This window comes from bacterium (assembly GCA_024224155.1).
Classification (GTDB): Bacteria; Acidobacteriota; Thermoanaerobaculia; order Multivoradales; family JAHEKO01; genus CALZIK01.
In genome coordinates, this window is the sequence record JAAENP010000343.1 from 1 (window position 1) to 14,659 (window position 14,659).

Sequence of the window (14,659 nt, forward strand, 5' to 3'; positions counted from 1 at the left end):
GATGATGAAGATCAAGTAACGTGGCGCAATGAAGAACCGTCTCGGAATCGTCCTCTCGGGCGGCGGCAGCCGTGGAATCGCCCACATCGGCGTGCTCAGGGCGCTCGAGGAGCACGGCCTGGCTCCGGACTGCATCGCCGGCACCAGCTCGGGCGCCATTGTCGGCGCCCTCTACGCCGCGGACTACCCGCCGGAAGAGATGCTCGAGTTCTTTAAGGTGAAAAGCCCGTTCAAGCTCTCGAAGTTCGCCCTGGGCAAACCCGGGTTCATCGACACCGAGAAGGTCGTGGCCGACTTTTTGGAGTATTTTCCCGAGAACTCCTTCGAGGCCCTCGCCAAAAGCCTCTTCCTGACCGCCACCGACATCGTCAACGCCCGGCTCGAGATCTTCACGTCCGGACCCCTGATCCCGGCGATTCTGGCTTCCTCTTCGGTACCGATGGTTTTTACTCCCACCGAGATCGACGGCCGCTGGTTCTCCGACGGCGGCATCATCAACAACTTCCCCGTGGAACCGATCAAGATGCTGTGCGACACCCTGATCGGGGTCTACGCCAGTCCCTTGCGCGAAGTCGACCGGTCGACCCTCAAGAACTCACTGGCCGTGTCCCAGCGAGCGATCGAGGTGGGCATGTTCTTCAGCTCCAAGCGCAAGTTTCACCAGTGCGACGTGTTCCTCTGCCCCGAAGATCTCGCCAAATTCGGCGCGTTCGACAGCAAGCATTTGCGCGAGATCCTCGAGATCGGATACGCCGCAGCCTTGGAGCGAGTCGATTCGATCCGGAAATCTTTGGAGAAATATAGAGGGGACTGACCCCCAAGGCCATCGGTGCCTATCCGCGCCTCGAGGGATTGGATGTAGAGTTCAGGGCCTGGGATAAGCACACCCGACTTCAACCGACAGCCAGCGAGGCAATCAGGAGCACCAATGAGCGAGAAGGTCTGGCACGTAGCCGTCAGTGGAAAGCAGCAAGGCCCCTACAGCGAGGAGGAGATCGTCGACAAGATCAAGAACGGCCAGCTGGCCCGCAAAGCCAGTGTCTACGGTCCGGGGATGACCGAGTGGGAACCGCTCGTGAGCCGCGCCGAGTTCTCCGGAGCCTTCGCGGTAGCGCCGCCGCCTCCGCCCCCCGGAGCTCTCGGCCAGGCCCACGAGATCGACTACGAGGTCCACGGCGAAGAGATGCAGTTCGTCGAGATCACTCTCGATCCCGGCGAGGCCTGCGTCGCCGAGGCCGGCTCGTTCATGTACATGGACCCGGGCATCGAGATGGAGACGATCTTCGGCGACGGTTCCGCGAAGAGTCAAGGCGGCGGCTTCATGGGCGCGCTCTTGGGCGCCGGCAAGCGCATTCTCACGGGTGAGTCCCTGTTCATGACGGTCTTCGGCAATGGCGGTTCCGGACGCCAAACGGTCGCCTTCGCGGCACCCTATCCGGGCTGCATCCTTCCGATCGACCTCAAGCAGCACGGCACGATCCTCTGCCAGAAGGACGCCTTTCTGTGCGCAGCCAAGGGCATCGCGGTCGGCATCGCCTTCCAGAAGCGTCTCGGCGCAGGCCTGTTCGGTGGCGAGGGCTTCATCCTGCAGAAGCTCGAGGGTGACGGCCTTGCCTTCGCGCACGCCGGCGGCACCGTCGTCAAGCGGGAGCTCGCTGCGGGCGAGACCCTGCGCCTCGACACCGGCTGCCTGGTGGCCTTCGATGAGAGCGTGAAGTACGACATCCAGACCGTCTCCGGCATCAAAACCGCGCTGTTCGGCGGCGAGGGACTCTTCTACGCCGCCCTGACCGGACCGGGAACGATCTGGATGCAATCGCTGCCGTTCAGTCGCCTGGCGAGCCGCGTCTACGCGGCCGCGCCCCAGACCGGAGGCACGCGCAAGGGCGAAGGCTCGATCCTGGGCGACCTCGGCGGCCTGGTAATGGGGGATCGGGGGTAAGCCGCCGGCGAGTTTCGCGCGCTCGCAGGCGAGGCGGCACCGGCGCGACGCTATCCCTTCGATGACCATGGACGACGATCCGGAGAAGACCGAGGCGGCCCGTGGTGAATCGCCTGTCGGCCGCCGTCGACGCGCGGCCCCCTAGAGCGCCGCCACGGCGTCCGCCAACCGGTCGACCTCCTCGATCGTGTTGTACATCAGGACTCCCGTGCGCAGCACGCCACCGGCGTCGGCGAGCCCTAGCGACTCGATCGCGCGAATGGCGTAGAAGTCGCCGTCCCACACCTGAAGGCCCTGCTCCCCGAGCCGGGCCGCGGCTTCTTCCGGCCGCATGCCGTCGATCGTGATCGCCACGGTCGGAGCCCGCTCCTCTTCGCCGAAGCCCGGGCCCCAGCGCGTGACCTTCCGAAGCCGGCCGAAGCGCTCCCAGAGATGCCGAGCCACTTCGCGTTCGTGCTCACCGATCTGGGCGAATGCGTCGAGGAGCGCCGAGCGCAGGTCCTCGCCATCTCCGAAGCTCGCGATGTACTCGATCGCCGCCGCCACGCCGGCGATGGCCGCGTGATTCTGGGTCCCGGTCTCGATCCGGTAAGGAGCGGCCTGATCCTGCATTCGCAGGCGATCGGTGTCGATGGTGTCGAGAAGCCCCGGCCGCGAATAGAGCACTCCCACGTGCGGACCGTAGAACTTGTAGGCCGAGCACAGGAGAAAGTCGGCGTCGAGCGCTTCGACGTCGAGCGCAAAGTGCGGCGCGTAGTGCACGGCGTCGAGCACCAGATGCGCCCCGACCTCGGAGGCGAGCCGGCGAGCCCGCGCCACGTCGTTGACGGTCCCGAGCGCGTTCGAGGCCAGCCCCATCGCGACCAGGCGCGTGCGCTCGTTGATCTGGCGCTCGAAATCGTCGACATCGAGGCGGCCGTCCGGCAGCAGCGCGATTTCGCGCACCACGATCCCCCGTTCTTCGAGCCGCAGCCACGGCCCACGGTTGGCCTCGTGATCGAGGGCGGTGATGACGACCTCGTCGCCCTCGGCCCAGCCGCGCGCGAGCGCCCGACTTAGTGAAAAAGCGAGCGTCGTCATGCTCGCGCCAAACGAAACCGTCTTGCCATCCTCGGATCCGAGAAACCTCGCAACGGTTTCTCGAGCCCGCGCCATCAGGGCATCGGTCTCGCGGGAGGTCTGGAAAAACCCGTGGGTATTGGCATTCGAGGTCCGGTAGTAATCCGACATTGCATCGATCACCGGTGCGGGAACCTGGCTTCCCGCCGGCCCGTCCAGGAACGCAAGCTCGTGGCCGGCGCGTGTCCGCGCCAGGGCCGGAAAGTCCGGACGACAATTGGTGAGTTCTCGAATCGACATGGCGACGATCCTAGCCGACAACGATGAACGCACCTACCCGGCTGACTCTCTGCTTCCTGACTGGATTCGACCGGCCGTGAGCGGGAGCTCAGAGGCCGCCAACGGCTGGCGCGAGAGTCGCTTTGGCCTCGATTCGAACCTCGACCTCGGGAGCTACCTTGAGAAACAGGACGCTCGGCCTGTGCAGGCCCCACTTTGCATAGGGAACGACGAGGCTCGCCCTGACAAGAATCCGGTCGTTGTCTTTCTCGACCCGTACCGGAACCGAGACGGGGTGCTCGTCACCGTGAATGGCCATCCTTCCGTCGAGCGTCAACTCGCTGCCTCCCGTCTCCAAGAGCCTCCCCTCGACGCCGGTCACGCGGAAGACGATTGACGGGAAGCGCTCGCTCTCGAGCACCTTGTTGTGCATGGCCCGGTCGCGTCTCTTGTTGCCGGTGACCGCCTTTGGGGCGTCGACCGCGACCTCGCCGTCGGCAGCGCCGGTCTCCAAATCGAAGCGAATCTCCCCCAATTCGAGAAACAACCGGCCCTGAACCGTGTGGCCGGTGGCCTCGAGTCCGAAGGTGATCTCGGTCTCTTACGGGATCGAGAGTCAAGATCTGCTCGGCAGCGAACACCGGGCCCACGAGCGACCAACCGAGAGCCCAGGAGAGTGCTGCAAGGCTTTCTCGTCGCCGCTCGATACCGGAACATGAATGCGATCACGACATCGCGCCTGCTCGCCCTTGTCTGTCTCCTCGCGGGCACTCAATTCCCGGCGTCTTCCCAGATTCTCCTCGATTCGACCGAGGAGCTGGCATGGGACCGTCCTGAGACCTGGGCAATGAAGTACTTCACCGCGGTCTCGATGATGAGCGGCTACGGAACCTCCGAGGAGCTCGACAAGGGCGCGATCTCGATCGCGTTCGACGCCGGTTGGGTACCGAGCCTGAGCGAAGACGAAAGGCGGGTTGGCTTTATCGGAAGCAAGGTGGAAGATCTCAATCGCACGTCCGCTTTCGGGCGCGTGCGCGCGAGTTTCGGACTCCCTTCGCGCTGGACCCTGACCCTGGGCTTTGTACCACCGCTCGAGATCGGCGGCGTCACACCCGAGATCTACAACCTGGCTTTAGGGCGCCCCTTGTTCTCGAGATCGAGTTGGTCGCTCTCGGCTCGCGCCCAGGTCCAGTCCGGCTCCCTCGAAGGTGACCTCACCTGCCCCGCTGACGTGATCGGCTCTACCGATCCGGCGGTCAACCCCGACAACTGTCTCGAGCCCTCGAATGACAAAGTCACGATGGACTACACCGGAATCGAATGGACATACAGCCGGACCGCACACGACCACTGGCGTCCCTACATAGCCGTCTCGGCTAACTACCTCGACCTCAAATTCCAGGTTCGAGCTCGTTACAGTCTCTTCCTCGACCGAAGTCTCCTGCTGGCTGACGGCTGGACCCCGACTCTTGCCGTCGGAGCCCGGTATCAGACGCGCCGCCGCATTACTCTGGCGGGCGAGGTCTTTTACGCTCCTCTGGATGTCGTGCGCGACGCGGCTCGTGGCTCGGAAAACGACGATCTCCTCAACGCGCGCCTGTTGATCGAGTACCGCATCCGCTCGTGAAAGAGCAGCGCGGGCACTGAAGAGCTCAGCCGCGCTAGCGCACCGCGCCTCCCCCTCTTTCTCGGGTCTCTTCGGTCTCCGCCAAGCGCACCATCAAGGACCGGCGGACCGGAGCACTTACGGCAAGCTGCAAGGCCCTCTGACAGGCAGCGCGCGACTCTGCGAAGCGTCCGACCTGAGACAGAAGCTCAGCGCGCGTCGCGTGCAGCGGGTAATAGCTCTGCAATGCCGGCTCGGTCTCGACCTCGTCAAGCGCCTCCAAACCGGCCCATGGCCCCTCCAGCCGTGACAGCGCGATTGCGCGATTGAGGCTGATTACAGGCGACGGTTCGATCGCCAAGAGCTGATCGTAAGCGGACACGATGCGTTGCCAGTCCGTGGCGCCATAGTTCTCCGCAAGCGCATGACAGGAGGCGATCTCAGCTTCCAGGTGATACCGCGAGAGCTCATTTCCTTCCGCCGCCGCCTCGAAATGCTCGAGACCTCGGGCCAGCACTCTCCGATCCCACAGGGAGCGGTCCTGCTCGTCGAGGCGGATCGGATCGCCGGCCTCGTCGGTCCGAGCTCCCAGACGGCACGCCTGAAAGAGCAACAGAGCCGTCAGGGCGCGAACCGAAGTCGTCGCGGTAACCGGGTGGTCGGCTAGCAGCTCGGCCAGGCGGATCGCCTGATGGCACAGCTCGAAGCGAACCAGATCCTCGCCCTCGTGAGCGCTGTGGCCTTCGTTGAAGATCAAATAGAGAGACTCCAATACCGAATCTAGACGTGCCGGCATCTCGTGCGGTTCCGGCATTTCGAAGGAGACCTCTAACTCGCGCAGCTTTCGCTTCGCACGCACTAACCGCTGTGCGATCGCGGATTCGCGGGCTAGGAAGGCGCGCGCGATCTCGGCCGTGCTGAAAGCCGCGGACATCTTCAACGTGAGGGCGATACGCGCGTTCCGACCTAGAGCGGGATGACAGCACATGAAAACCAGCCGGAGCTCGTCGTCTCGGATCTCGTCGGCAAACCGAGCGTCATGCGCTTCGAAGCTGTGGCGTCGACTGAATATGGAGCGCTCGATCTGACTCTCCTTGGATCTCCAGTTGGCCCTGCGGCGCACAGTATCCAGAGCTCGGTTCTTCGCGACCTGAATCAACCAGGCACTCGGATTGTCTGGAACGCCGTGAAACGGCCACTGCTTGAGAGCCTTGAGAAAGGCCTCCTGAACGACTTCCTCGACCAGATCCAACTCTTGAGGGCCGAAGATGCGGGTGAGGGTGGAGATCATCTGCCCCGCCCTGCGACGGAACAGATGATCTACCCAACGCTCGATCGGACTCGCGACCGCGGCGACCATCAGCCGTGAAGCGGGTCGATCTCCCGCAGTTCCACCCAGCCGTGGTCCAAGTGCGGGCACTCGCGAGCAATTGCCACAGCCTCCTCGTAGTCGGCGGCCCGGATCATGAAAAAGCCCGCCATGACCTCTTTGGCCTCACTGAAGGGGCCGTCAACCACACGGACCGCGCCACCCTGCTTCGACAGATGTTTGCCTCCCTCGTCCTTGAGCTTTTCTCCTCCGGCGAGCGTACCCGCCGCGGCCAGGCCTTCCCGCCAGGTGGAGTACTTTTGGATTACCCGCTGGATATCCTCCGGCGATACTCCCTCGAACGCACCGGGGTTCTCGTGAAGCAGCAGCATGAAACTCGACATTTGATTTCTCCTTTTGGACACTGACGTTATCGCTTCGGCTCGGCTTATAGACGAAGCGCGGTCTCAGGAATCGACAGACGGGCGGTTTTGCCCGCAAACCACCCTTGCGGGCTGCGGTATCGCCCACCCCTCAGGCTGTAGCGCACTCCCAGCGACCGCTCCAAGATGAATCGGGACTTTTTGCTAACGTCACCGAAAGGAGGCTGTGGCCAGGAAGCGACGCTCGAGGGCAGCCGCCGGCTGTCAGGTCAAGGCGTACCGAGCGGGACTGCAGAGCCGCAGTGAAAGCGCATGAGCACCATCGGAACCGTTCTTTGTCCAGTCGACTTCAGTCCTCTTTCCGAACGGAGCCTGCTCCTCGCGGTAGAGATTTGCCGGCGCACTGATGCCAAGCTGGTGCTCGAGCACAACCTCGAGTCTCGCCCGCCCGCCTACCTCGGGGTCGGCTGGATGTGGTCCGAGGAGCACGAAAGCGAAGAGCAGGACAAGGGCAAGATAGCAATCAAGCGCATTCAGGAGATGTTCAAGAAGATCCCCGAAGGCATCGAGTACGAGGCCAAGATCACGCGCGGACCGATCGACGAGAGCCTGCTTCACCTCGCCAAGATCCTGCCGGCGGGCATGATCGTCATGGGGACTCACGGACCCTCGACCTCAGAGCATCAATCGTTGACGGAGAAGATCATTATCCAGGCCCCCTGCACCGTCTTGACTACCGGCGAGAGCTATCGGCCGGAGAGCGTGTTCGGCGTCGGCAAGGAAGAGCCGGAGCACATGTCGATGCTCGTCCCCTACGATTTTTCCTCGCGCGCGAAGGCCTGTCTGGACGTCACCCTGGCGATGGCTCGCCGCATGCCGCACCGCATCCACCTGCTTCATGTCGCACAGCCCAAGAGCAGTCTGGCGGGCGAGCCGGATAAGTCACCCGAAATCGAGAGGCTGCGCGAGAAACTCGCCGCTTTGATACCCGACGAGCTTGCCGATCGGATGGCGATCGACGTCTCGATCGGGGAACCGGTGCCCCGCATCCTGGAGGCGGCCCGGGAGATCGGCGCCCTCTTCATCCTGATGCCGGCCCACGGTAAGAGCCCGTTGAAGAGGTTCCTCTTTGGCACTACGACCCTCGGGATCTTGCACGGCGCCGACTGTCCGGTCTGGTTCATGTCCTCCGCAGCCCGGCGTCATCCCCCCGAATGGGCCGCTGCCTGACAGGCGCGAGGAGGTCGTATGGACTGGGAAACCGCGAAAACCGAGACCCTGGAGCTCTGGCTGAAGATCCGGCGGATGATCGACGAGCCCGACGAGCTCGAGCTGTTGACCGAGATCAACGCGATTTGCGCCCTGTGCGATGCGGCAGCGGCCGAAGAGCCGCGCAGCCTCACACGATGTGAGCGCTGCCTGGCGTTTCAGCAGTTCGGTGGCTGCCACGGCATCAATCTCGAGATGAGCGAGCGGGTGGTCGAGAAGGACTGGGACGCCGTGCAAGTACTCGTCGATCGGTTCATTCACGTCCTCGAGAACCTCGAGGTGCCTCGAGAGGGAGAGGGAGCGGAAGCGAGCTAGCCCGAGCCGTTGAGCCCGCTCGAGCAACCTCAGCGCGGCTTTGGGACCTTGCCCGGCGCCAATCCCGCCGCGGCCGCGGCAATAGTGGTCCCCATGGCGTCGTCCCTGCCGCCCATGCCGTAGACCACGATCTGGCTGCCCTCCTCTCGGCCGAGGCGCTCGAGAACGTTCAATCGATACATCTCCATCGCCCGCGGGGTCAGCGAGGCCGAGGCCTCCAGGAGCTTCTCGGCAATGATCTTCTCGGCCTCGGCCTCGGCGATCTTGGCCTGGGCGGCGCGGCGCGACTGCGCCAGCACGCTCAGCTCCTGGATCAGGTCCGGCGGGACGTGGACGTCGGTGATCTCGACCGAGGTGACGTCGACGCCGAACGAGCTCGCCGCGCTGTCGATGATGTTCTTGAGCTTGTCCGACACCGTTTGCCGATCGCCGAGCAGATCACTCAAATCCATCGTACCGACGGTGTCTTTCAACGCACTGTTGGCGGCCTGGAACACCGCCTCGTTGTAGTTCGCGACGTGGAGAGCGGCGCGCTCCGGGTCCTCCACCCGCATGAAGATCACCGCCTCGGTGCCCACCGGCACGTTATCGGCAGTGAGAGTCTCGGCGGCCTTGATCACCCTCGTCTGTACGCGAATGTCGAGGATCGCGGCCACCGAGCGAAAGAAGGGCGGATAGGGAATCACCCAAAACAAACCCGGCCCCTTGACACCGATGAACTTCCCCAATCGCAGCAGGACGACGCGCTCGTACTCCGGAATGACGTAGAGCGTGCGGCTGACCATGATCGCGAGAATCAACGAAATCAGTCCGCCCACGGCCAGGGTCGCCGGTCCCAGGAACGTGGCCACCGCGGCCAGGACTCCGGACAGCAGCAGCGTCAGGCCGAAGAAAACCGCGAGCGAGAACAGAAAGATAACCAGACGCAGAAACGCCTGCACCGTATTCAAACTTCGAGTCGTCCGACCACCGATCGTGATGTTCGCCACGCTGGAGCCCCCTCCTGAGTTCGTCTTGGAGCGAGCAGACTAGCACGGCGGAAGCGCTTGATTGCGCGGGCTTGTCAGCCTGCGGGAGCGCACGTCCACGCTCGAGTGGAACCGGGCGGCCGGATACGGCAGTGCGCAGTTGCCGGTCTATCTGTAAACGGCGGAACGTGGCCAGCCGATGCGGGGGAGCGCTCGGGCGGTTGCCGCTCGGTGGGCGGCCACGAGCCTGGGATCGCGAAACACGTAGACCAGCACGACGCCGGCCAGAAAACCGCCGACATGCGCCCAGAAGGCGACACCGCCGGCCTCACTACCCAGACTCGGGAGCCCCATCAGAACTTGGAGTCCGAACCAGTAACCGAGCATGCCCCAGGCCGGCACGTTGATCATGCGCGCGAGGAAACCCAGAATGAGGAGCGTCTGCACGCGCACCGTCGGAAAGAGAACCGCGTAGGCGCCCATCACGCCCCCGATGGCCCCGGAAGCGCCGACCATTGGGATGGCGCTCTCCGGATTCGAGAGCATCTGGGCCGCGTCGGCGGCGAAGCCGCAGAGAAGGTAGAACACGACGAAGCGAAACCGACCCATTACGTCTTCGACGTTGTTGCCGAAGATCCACAGGAACCACATGTTGCCGATCAAGTGCATCCAGCCGCCATGCATGAACATGGAGCTCACCGCCGTCCACCAACTGCCCGAGGAGTCGATCGCACAGAGGAACTCGGGACCGAGCCGGACCGACGAACCGGACGGAATGTAGCCCAGAACCTCACCGGGGATCAGCCCGAGACTGCAAATCGACTCGACCAGTGCCGGATGCGACCCCATGCCCTGCACCAGGACCCAAACCAGCACGTTGGCGGCCAGCACAACAACCGTCGTCACTGCGGGCCGAAGTGTCGGATTCTCGTCTCGAATGGGAATCATCGCGGACCGATTCTCGGTCTCTGGCCCGCAATATGCAAGTCAAAAGGAGGGCGCGAGGACACGAGCGGCACGCATCTCGCAGACAGAATCACCATGGGACGTTCGGCAACCGCGACAAACCCGAACCAGCGGACGAACGTATTCAGAGGCAACCGGGAAAGGAGCACGGTCATGCATCGATCCACCGGGTTCCAGCAAACGCTTCCAGAGCTTTTTCCAAAAGCACCGACCGGCAACTTGGCCGGTAGAGGTGTTTTTCGGAAATGGCAGGCGCCGACTTTTGCCGAGTTCCTCCGTCAGATCGAGCACGAATTCGGCGATGCGGTCGATATTTCGTCACTGCAGCTGACACGGGCCGACCGCGACGAGGCCTTGACGCCCGCCTCGGTCAGATCTCTTTGCGAGCTCGTCGGCGTACCGCCAGAAGATTTCGGCGTCTAGTCGGCCTCGGATCCGGCCTCCAGTCGTTCGAGGGCGGCGGTGAGCTCCTCGACCTTGGCCTCGAGGGCTGCGACTCGATCCGCGAGAGAGGTCGAGGGGCCTTTCGCAATGACCCCGGTGGCCGGTGAAACGGCCTCTACGGACTCGGCTTCGCTCACGGCTCCAGCGATCAAGTGCGCCCAACGGTTTTCTTTCTGTCCCGGCCGCCGGGACAGCTCTACGACCAGCTCTCTGCCCTCATTCGTGAGGCGTCGCAGCCCCTCTTCCAACTCTCGTAGGCTGCCAAAGGCGTGCAGTCGGGTGCTTCGCGAGCGCAGCTCACCAACGGTCTGGGGGCCGCGGAGCATGAGCAGGGTCAGAACGGCCTTCTCCTCCGGATCGAGCTCCAGACGCCGGCTGATCGACTGGCGCCAGCGCTCGGTCCGCGCGCCTTCACTCCGCCAAACCAGCGTGTCCTTGGCCAGCGAGTCGAGCGCCTCAACGACTTCGGTCTCGGTGAGTCGCATGACCGGATCCCGATTGCTCTTCTGGTTGCAGGCGGCGATAAGAGCGTTCACCGTCAGTGGGTAGTACTCCGGGGTTGCCTGCTCCTTCTCCAGGAGCGCGCCGAGAACGCGTATTTGATTTGGGTTCAGATCGTCAATGATCTTCATGATCCGGCTACCTTATCCCGCGCTTGCCGTGGCGTTTCACTAGAATGCCGACCAAATGGCGACATCCGACTGGATGATCTACGGGGCGACCGGCTACACCGGCGAGCTGACGGCCCGCGAGGCTAGACGCCGCGGCATGCGTCCGATCCTGGCCGGCCGGAACCGCGAGCGCGTGCAGGCGCTGGGGCAAGCGCTCGAGCTGCCGGTTCGAATCATCGGTCTCGACGACCTCGCCGGCCTTCAACAGGCGCTCGGGGAGATCGCGCTGGTTCTGCACTGCGCCGGACCTTTCGTTCACACCAGCCCGCCGATGGTCGAGGCTTGTCTCGGCAGCCGGACCCACTATCTCGACATCACCGGTGAGATCGCGGTCTTCGAGTCCGTTCTGGCCATGGGCGACAGAGCCCGAGCCGCGGGCGTCGCGCTGCTGCCCGGAGTCGGATTCGACGTGGTACCCACGGACTGCCTGGCCGCGAGTCTGGCGGCGGCGCTACCGGATGCCACGCGTCTCGAACTCGCCTTCATCGCCAGCGGTGGCTCGGCGAGTCGCGGCACGCTGAAGACCATGGTCGAGGCGATGCCCGCCGGCGGCGCCGTGCGCAAGAACGGCAGGATCACACCGGTTCCACTCGCCTACGACGCCAAGGAGATCGAGTTCTCCTGCGGCAAGCGCTGGGCAATGACTATCCCCTGGGGCGACGTCTCGACCGCCTTTCGCAGCACCGGCATTCCCAACATCCGCGTCTACACCGGGCAACCACCAAACGCAATTCGCCGGGCACGGCGCATGCGAGCCCTCCTGCCCGTGGCCGGACTACGACCGGTGAAGAGATTCCTCCAGTGGCGGATCGAGCGCACCGTAACCGGCCCCGACGAAGCCACACGCGAGACCGCGCGCACCTTCGTGTGGGGACAGGTCGAGAACCCCGCTGGCGAGCGCGTGACCGGAACCCTCGAAACCCCCGAGGGCTATGCCTTCACCGCGCTGTCGTCTGTCGAATGCGCGCATCGAGTGCTCGCGGGGCAAGTCGAGCCCGGTACCTGGACTCCGTCCATGGCCTTCGGACCCGGCTTCGTGGGAGAGCTGCCAAGAGTATCGGTCGGAGAGCTGAAGAGGGCGGGGTCCAAAACCCCGCCCTCGTGCTGATTCGCTACCGCGACTCGCTTACATGTCGCGGCCGTCCTTGCGCAGGGCTTCCTTGCTCATGAAACCCTGGGGTTTGCACTTGACGTCGACGTTGCGCGAGACCTCTTCGCCGAAGGGGCGTCCACTCTTCATCATCGTCCACTTGGTCTCATAGGTGCCCGGCGTCTCAGGCGCCATCAACTCGAGCTCGAATGCGTACTTGTCGCCAGCCGCCACCTCGGTACCGTCGGGCATCTTGAACTTGTGGCCGTCCGGGCGAAAGACTTCGTCGGTACCCATCACCGGGCCCAGCTTGTAGAACTTGGCCTCGGTCCATGCGGACTTGCCGGTGTTCTTCATCCGCACTTCGACGGCGAACGGCTCGCCGCAGGGTACCGCTTCCGGAAACAGCGCCCGACCCAATTCGGCGTCGTCACAAAAGACACGAATGGCCTGCGAGATCGGCGTGCCGTACGGTGCCCCTTTGGTCATCATCGACCAATGAGTCTCGTAGGTGCCCTCTTCCGCTGGAGCGGTGAGCTCCAAGGTAAACGTGTGCCGACCACGTAGCGGCACCTCGGTACCCTCGGGCATCTTGAACTTGAAACCGTCCGGCCGGAAGACCTCGTCTTCTCCCTTGAGTGGTCCCAGCTTGTGGTAGTCCGCTTCGGTCCACTTGGTATTGGTCGGGTTGATCATGGTCACGTCGACGGTGAACGACTCGCCGCACATGACCGCTTCGGGCCAGTCCGCGGCCTCGACGACCGAGCGGTAGTACCGCGCCACGGCCGCATTATCCTGCGCCGCCACCGGGACGGCAAGCCCCGCGAGCAGCAAGCACAAAACGGCTTTTTGCATGGATCTGGACATTCTCTGACTCCTATCAATTCCTGCCGCCGCCGGGAATCGGCGAGGCGTAGTCTCGTATTACGCAAATATTATCGCGTTTCATGTGCCAACCGGGCCCCTGAGAGCTGCGGTGCCAGCAAGCCCGACTTCCCGCCAGGCAACCTCGCCCCCGGCTCCACGTATGTAATCCCAAGACCAGTCGAACCCGGCGGACTCGGTCCGCCGACCGATGCACCAAGCTGAACCGCATGGTCGGCCTCTTGGTGTCTCTCTTCGTTGTCGGATTCTTCGGCTGGGCCGTGGTCGGGATGATCCTGCGCTTCAAGCGCGCAGGCTCCGCCGAGCGCGCGGGACACGGACTGACCATGATGCTCATCGGAACTCTTCTCGGCCTGCTTCCTGTGACTTTCTCATCCTTGATGGGCGCTATCGCACCGCAGGTGCAGGCCAACTTGCCTGGCGTCCAGTTCTTTTTTCTGACGCTGATACTGATTCCGCTCTGTCTTGCGCTGGCGGCCGTCAAGTCGGCGGAGTCCCTGCGCACCTCCGGACCCTAGGACCGAGCTAGCGAGTCCCGAGGGTGAGCGATCCGCTCGCGCTCCATGTCGCCGTCGCCCCAGAGGTCGGCAAAGCTACGCTGGCGGTGCCGACGATGGTGAGTCCGGAAGCTCAGCGAAGCCGTAGTTCGAGCATGACGACGAGGGCAAGCGCAAACGTGTCTTGGCTGCACCTGCGCGGTCCGATCAACGTTTGCGTGGAAAGCGGAGTCTGAGCGGTGCTTCGGATCAGCTCGCCGAACCGTGGGCAAGTCGCAGAAACCTCCGGCAAGCTCTGCAAAAGCGAAAGCCTCGGGCGTCGATCACCGCGCGCTTATAGCTACGCTCACCATGCCGGTTGTAATCACCCTTGGTCATCGGACAGTAGCCATCGCCCGCTCTCTCGAACGAGTAGTGATGCGTGAGTCCGAAATTGTGCCCCAGCTCGTGCAGACCGACTTTGAGCAATCGGGTGATCGACCGCGTCGGATCGGAACCGCTGATCCGGCGAGTCGAGACCACGGCCACATGATTGCGGTTGTCCTTGCAGCCGAACATGAAGCGAAAGAAGTCGGTCGCCGACCGATCCAGCAGATCGGCGTCGGTGATACCCAGGATGTGCCCACCCAGGCTTTGATCGAGATCCTGGGTCAACAGGTCGGCCTCGATTTCTTCGACCTCGGGCGACCGATGATCGACCAGACAGACGGAATCGACGAAACCGGAGAACGCCTCGCGGATCCGTGCGGCAAGAGCAGCGTGCTCGGAGCGACTTATCGGCCGCCCGAGACGGACCAATTTGAGCTTCGAGAGCTTTCTCGCCGACAAGCCGTTGTGCTGCATTCCTTCGCCGACGACAAGCTAGCCCAGAACCGGCCGGAGGCAAAGTCAGCAGCCGACGAAGACCGCGAGTGCTAATCAGCCACGCAAGGAAGATCGCTCGGCGGGACTTGGTGAAACAGCCGAGATGAGAACG

At 63.6% G+C, this 14,659-nt stretch carries 17 protein-coding genes; 8 read left to right on the forward strand and 9 right to left on the reverse strand.

The genetic code is table 11. From position 1 onward, the window contains the following. Nucleotides 1-28 precede the first annotated feature (28 nt). Both GY769_17205 and GY769_17210 read left to right on the forward strand, forming a co-directional pair. Entirely contained in the window at nucleotides 29-814 is a 786-nt protein-coding gene (locus GY769_17205; protein MCP4203657.1) for a patatin-like phospholipase family protein, read from the forward strand. A gap of 114 nt (nucleotides 815-928) precedes the next feature. Next, nucleotides 929-1,942 carry a TIGR00266 family protein gene (locus GY769_17210; protein ID MCP4203658.1) on the forward strand — a complete coding sequence of 338 codons (1,014 nt, stop codon included), beginning with the start codon at nucleotides 929-931 and terminating at the stop codon, nucleotides 1,940-1,942. 141 nt (nucleotides 1,943-2,083) lie between these two features. Here the strand turns inward: GY769_17210 and GY769_17215 are convergent, their stop codons facing one another. Both GY769_17215 and GY769_17220 read right to left on the reverse strand, forming a co-directional pair. Then, nucleotides 2,084-3,301, reverse strand: coding sequence for a cysteine desulfurase-like protein (locus tag GY769_17215; protein ID MCP4203659.1), 1,218 nt, complete (start codon nucleotides 3,299-3,301; stop codon nucleotides 2,084-2,086). Between the two features lie 88 nt (nucleotides 3,302-3,389). After that, nucleotides 3,390-3,827: a YceI family protein gene (locus GY769_17220; protein ID MCP4203660.1), complete on the reverse strand. Its 438-nt coding sequence runs from the start codon at nucleotides 3,825-3,827 to the stop codon at nucleotides 3,390-3,392. Nucleotides 3,828-3,995: 168 nt separating this feature from the next. Between GY769_17220 and GY769_17225 the strand changes: the two genes are divergently transcribed. Continuing rightward, nucleotides 3,996-4,907 carry a hypothetical protein gene (locus tag GY769_17225; protein ID MCP4203661.1) on the forward strand — a complete coding sequence of 304 codons (912 nt, stop codon included), beginning with the start codon at nucleotides 3,996-3,998 and terminating at the stop codon, nucleotides 4,905-4,907. Between the two features lie 34 nt (nucleotides 4,908-4,941). On the opposite strand, the gene GY769_17230 is transcribed toward GY769_17225, so the two are convergent. Further along, complete coding sequence (locus tag GY769_17230) at nucleotides 4,942-6,177, reverse strand: sigma-70 family RNA polymerase sigma factor (protein MCP4203662.1); 1,236 nt, start codon at nucleotides 6,175-6,177, stop codon at nucleotides 4,942-4,944. Nucleotides 6,178-6,245: 68 nt separating this feature from the next. Next, the gene (locus GY769_17235; GenBank protein ID MCP4203663.1) at nucleotides 6,246-6,599 is read right to left on the reverse strand and encodes a transcription initiation protein; all 354 of its coding nucleotides are present in this window, start codon (nucleotides 6,597-6,599) and stop codon (nucleotides 6,246-6,248) included. A 291-nt stretch (nucleotides 6,600-6,890) separates the two neighbouring features. Between GY769_17235 and GY769_17240 the strand changes: the two genes are divergently transcribed. Next, nucleotides 6,891-7,808, forward strand: coding sequence for a universal stress protein (locus GY769_17240; GenBank protein MCP4203664.1), 918 nt, complete (start codon nucleotides 6,891-6,893; stop codon nucleotides 7,806-7,808). Nucleotides 7,809-7,826: 18 nt separating this feature from the next. Then, the gene (locus GY769_17245) at nucleotides 7,827-8,162 is read left to right on the forward strand and encodes a hypothetical protein (GenBank protein MCP4203665.1); all 336 of its coding nucleotides are present in this window, start codon (nucleotides 7,827-7,829) and stop codon (nucleotides 8,160-8,162) included. A 29-nt stretch (nucleotides 8,163-8,191) separates the two neighbouring features. On the opposite strand, the gene GY769_17250 is transcribed toward GY769_17245, so the two are convergent. Then, complete coding sequence (locus GY769_17250) at nucleotides 8,192-9,151, reverse strand: hypothetical protein (GenBank protein MCP4203666.1); 960 nt, start codon at nucleotides 9,149-9,151, stop codon at nucleotides 8,192-8,194. Between the two features lie 147 nt (nucleotides 9,152-9,298). Further along, nucleotides 9,299-10,078 carry a rhomboid family intramembrane serine protease gene (locus GY769_17255; GenBank protein ID MCP4203667.1) on the reverse strand — a complete coding sequence of 260 codons (780 nt, stop codon included), beginning with the start codon at nucleotides 10,076-10,078 and terminating at the stop codon, nucleotides 9,299-9,301. Nucleotides 10,079-10,249: 171 nt separating this feature from the next. Here GY769_17255 and GY769_17260 point away from each other — a divergent pair, with 171 nt between their 5' ends. Continuing rightward, complete coding sequence (locus GY769_17260; protein MCP4203668.1) at nucleotides 10,250-10,519, forward strand: hypothetical protein; 270 nt, start codon at nucleotides 10,250-10,252, stop codon at nucleotides 10,517-10,519. Here the strand turns inward: GY769_17260 and GY769_17265 are convergent. Next, nucleotides 10,516-11,172, reverse strand: a complete 657-nt coding sequence (locus GY769_17265) for a DUF480 domain-containing protein (GenBank protein ID MCP4203669.1) — start codon at nucleotides 11,170-11,172, stop codon at nucleotides 10,516-10,518. The genes GY769_17260 and GY769_17265 overlap by 4 nt on opposite strands. A gap of 55 nt (nucleotides 11,173-11,227) precedes the next feature. Here GY769_17265 and GY769_17270 point away from each other — a divergent pair, with 55 nt between their 5' ends. Beyond that, on the forward strand, nucleotides 11,228-12,319 hold the full coding sequence (locus tag GY769_17270; GenBank protein ID MCP4203670.1) for a hypothetical protein: 1,092 nt from the start codon (nucleotides 11,228-11,230) through the stop codon (nucleotides 12,317-12,319). An 18-nt stretch (nucleotides 12,320-12,337) separates the two neighbouring features. Here the strand turns inward: GY769_17270 and GY769_17275 are convergent, their stop codons facing one another. Further along, nucleotides 12,338-13,168, reverse strand: a complete 831-nt coding sequence (locus GY769_17275) for a hypothetical protein (protein ID MCP4203671.1) — start codon at nucleotides 13,166-13,168, stop codon at nucleotides 12,338-12,340. A 227-nt stretch (nucleotides 13,169-13,395) separates the two neighbouring features. On the opposite strand from GY769_17275, the gene GY769_17280 reads away from it, so the two are divergent. Continuing rightward, nucleotides 13,396-13,704 carry a hypothetical protein gene (locus GY769_17280; protein ID MCP4203672.1) on the forward strand — a complete coding sequence of 103 codons (309 nt, stop codon included), beginning with the start codon at nucleotides 13,396-13,398 and terminating at the stop codon, nucleotides 13,702-13,704. Nucleotides 13,705-13,932: 228 nt separating this feature from the next. Here GY769_17280 and GY769_17285 read toward each other — a convergent pair whose 3' ends face one another. Next, entirely contained in the window at nucleotides 13,933-14,526 is a 594-nt protein-coding gene (locus GY769_17285) for a hypothetical protein (protein ID MCP4203673.1), read from the reverse strand. Nucleotides 14,527-14,659: the final 133 nt, after the last annotated feature.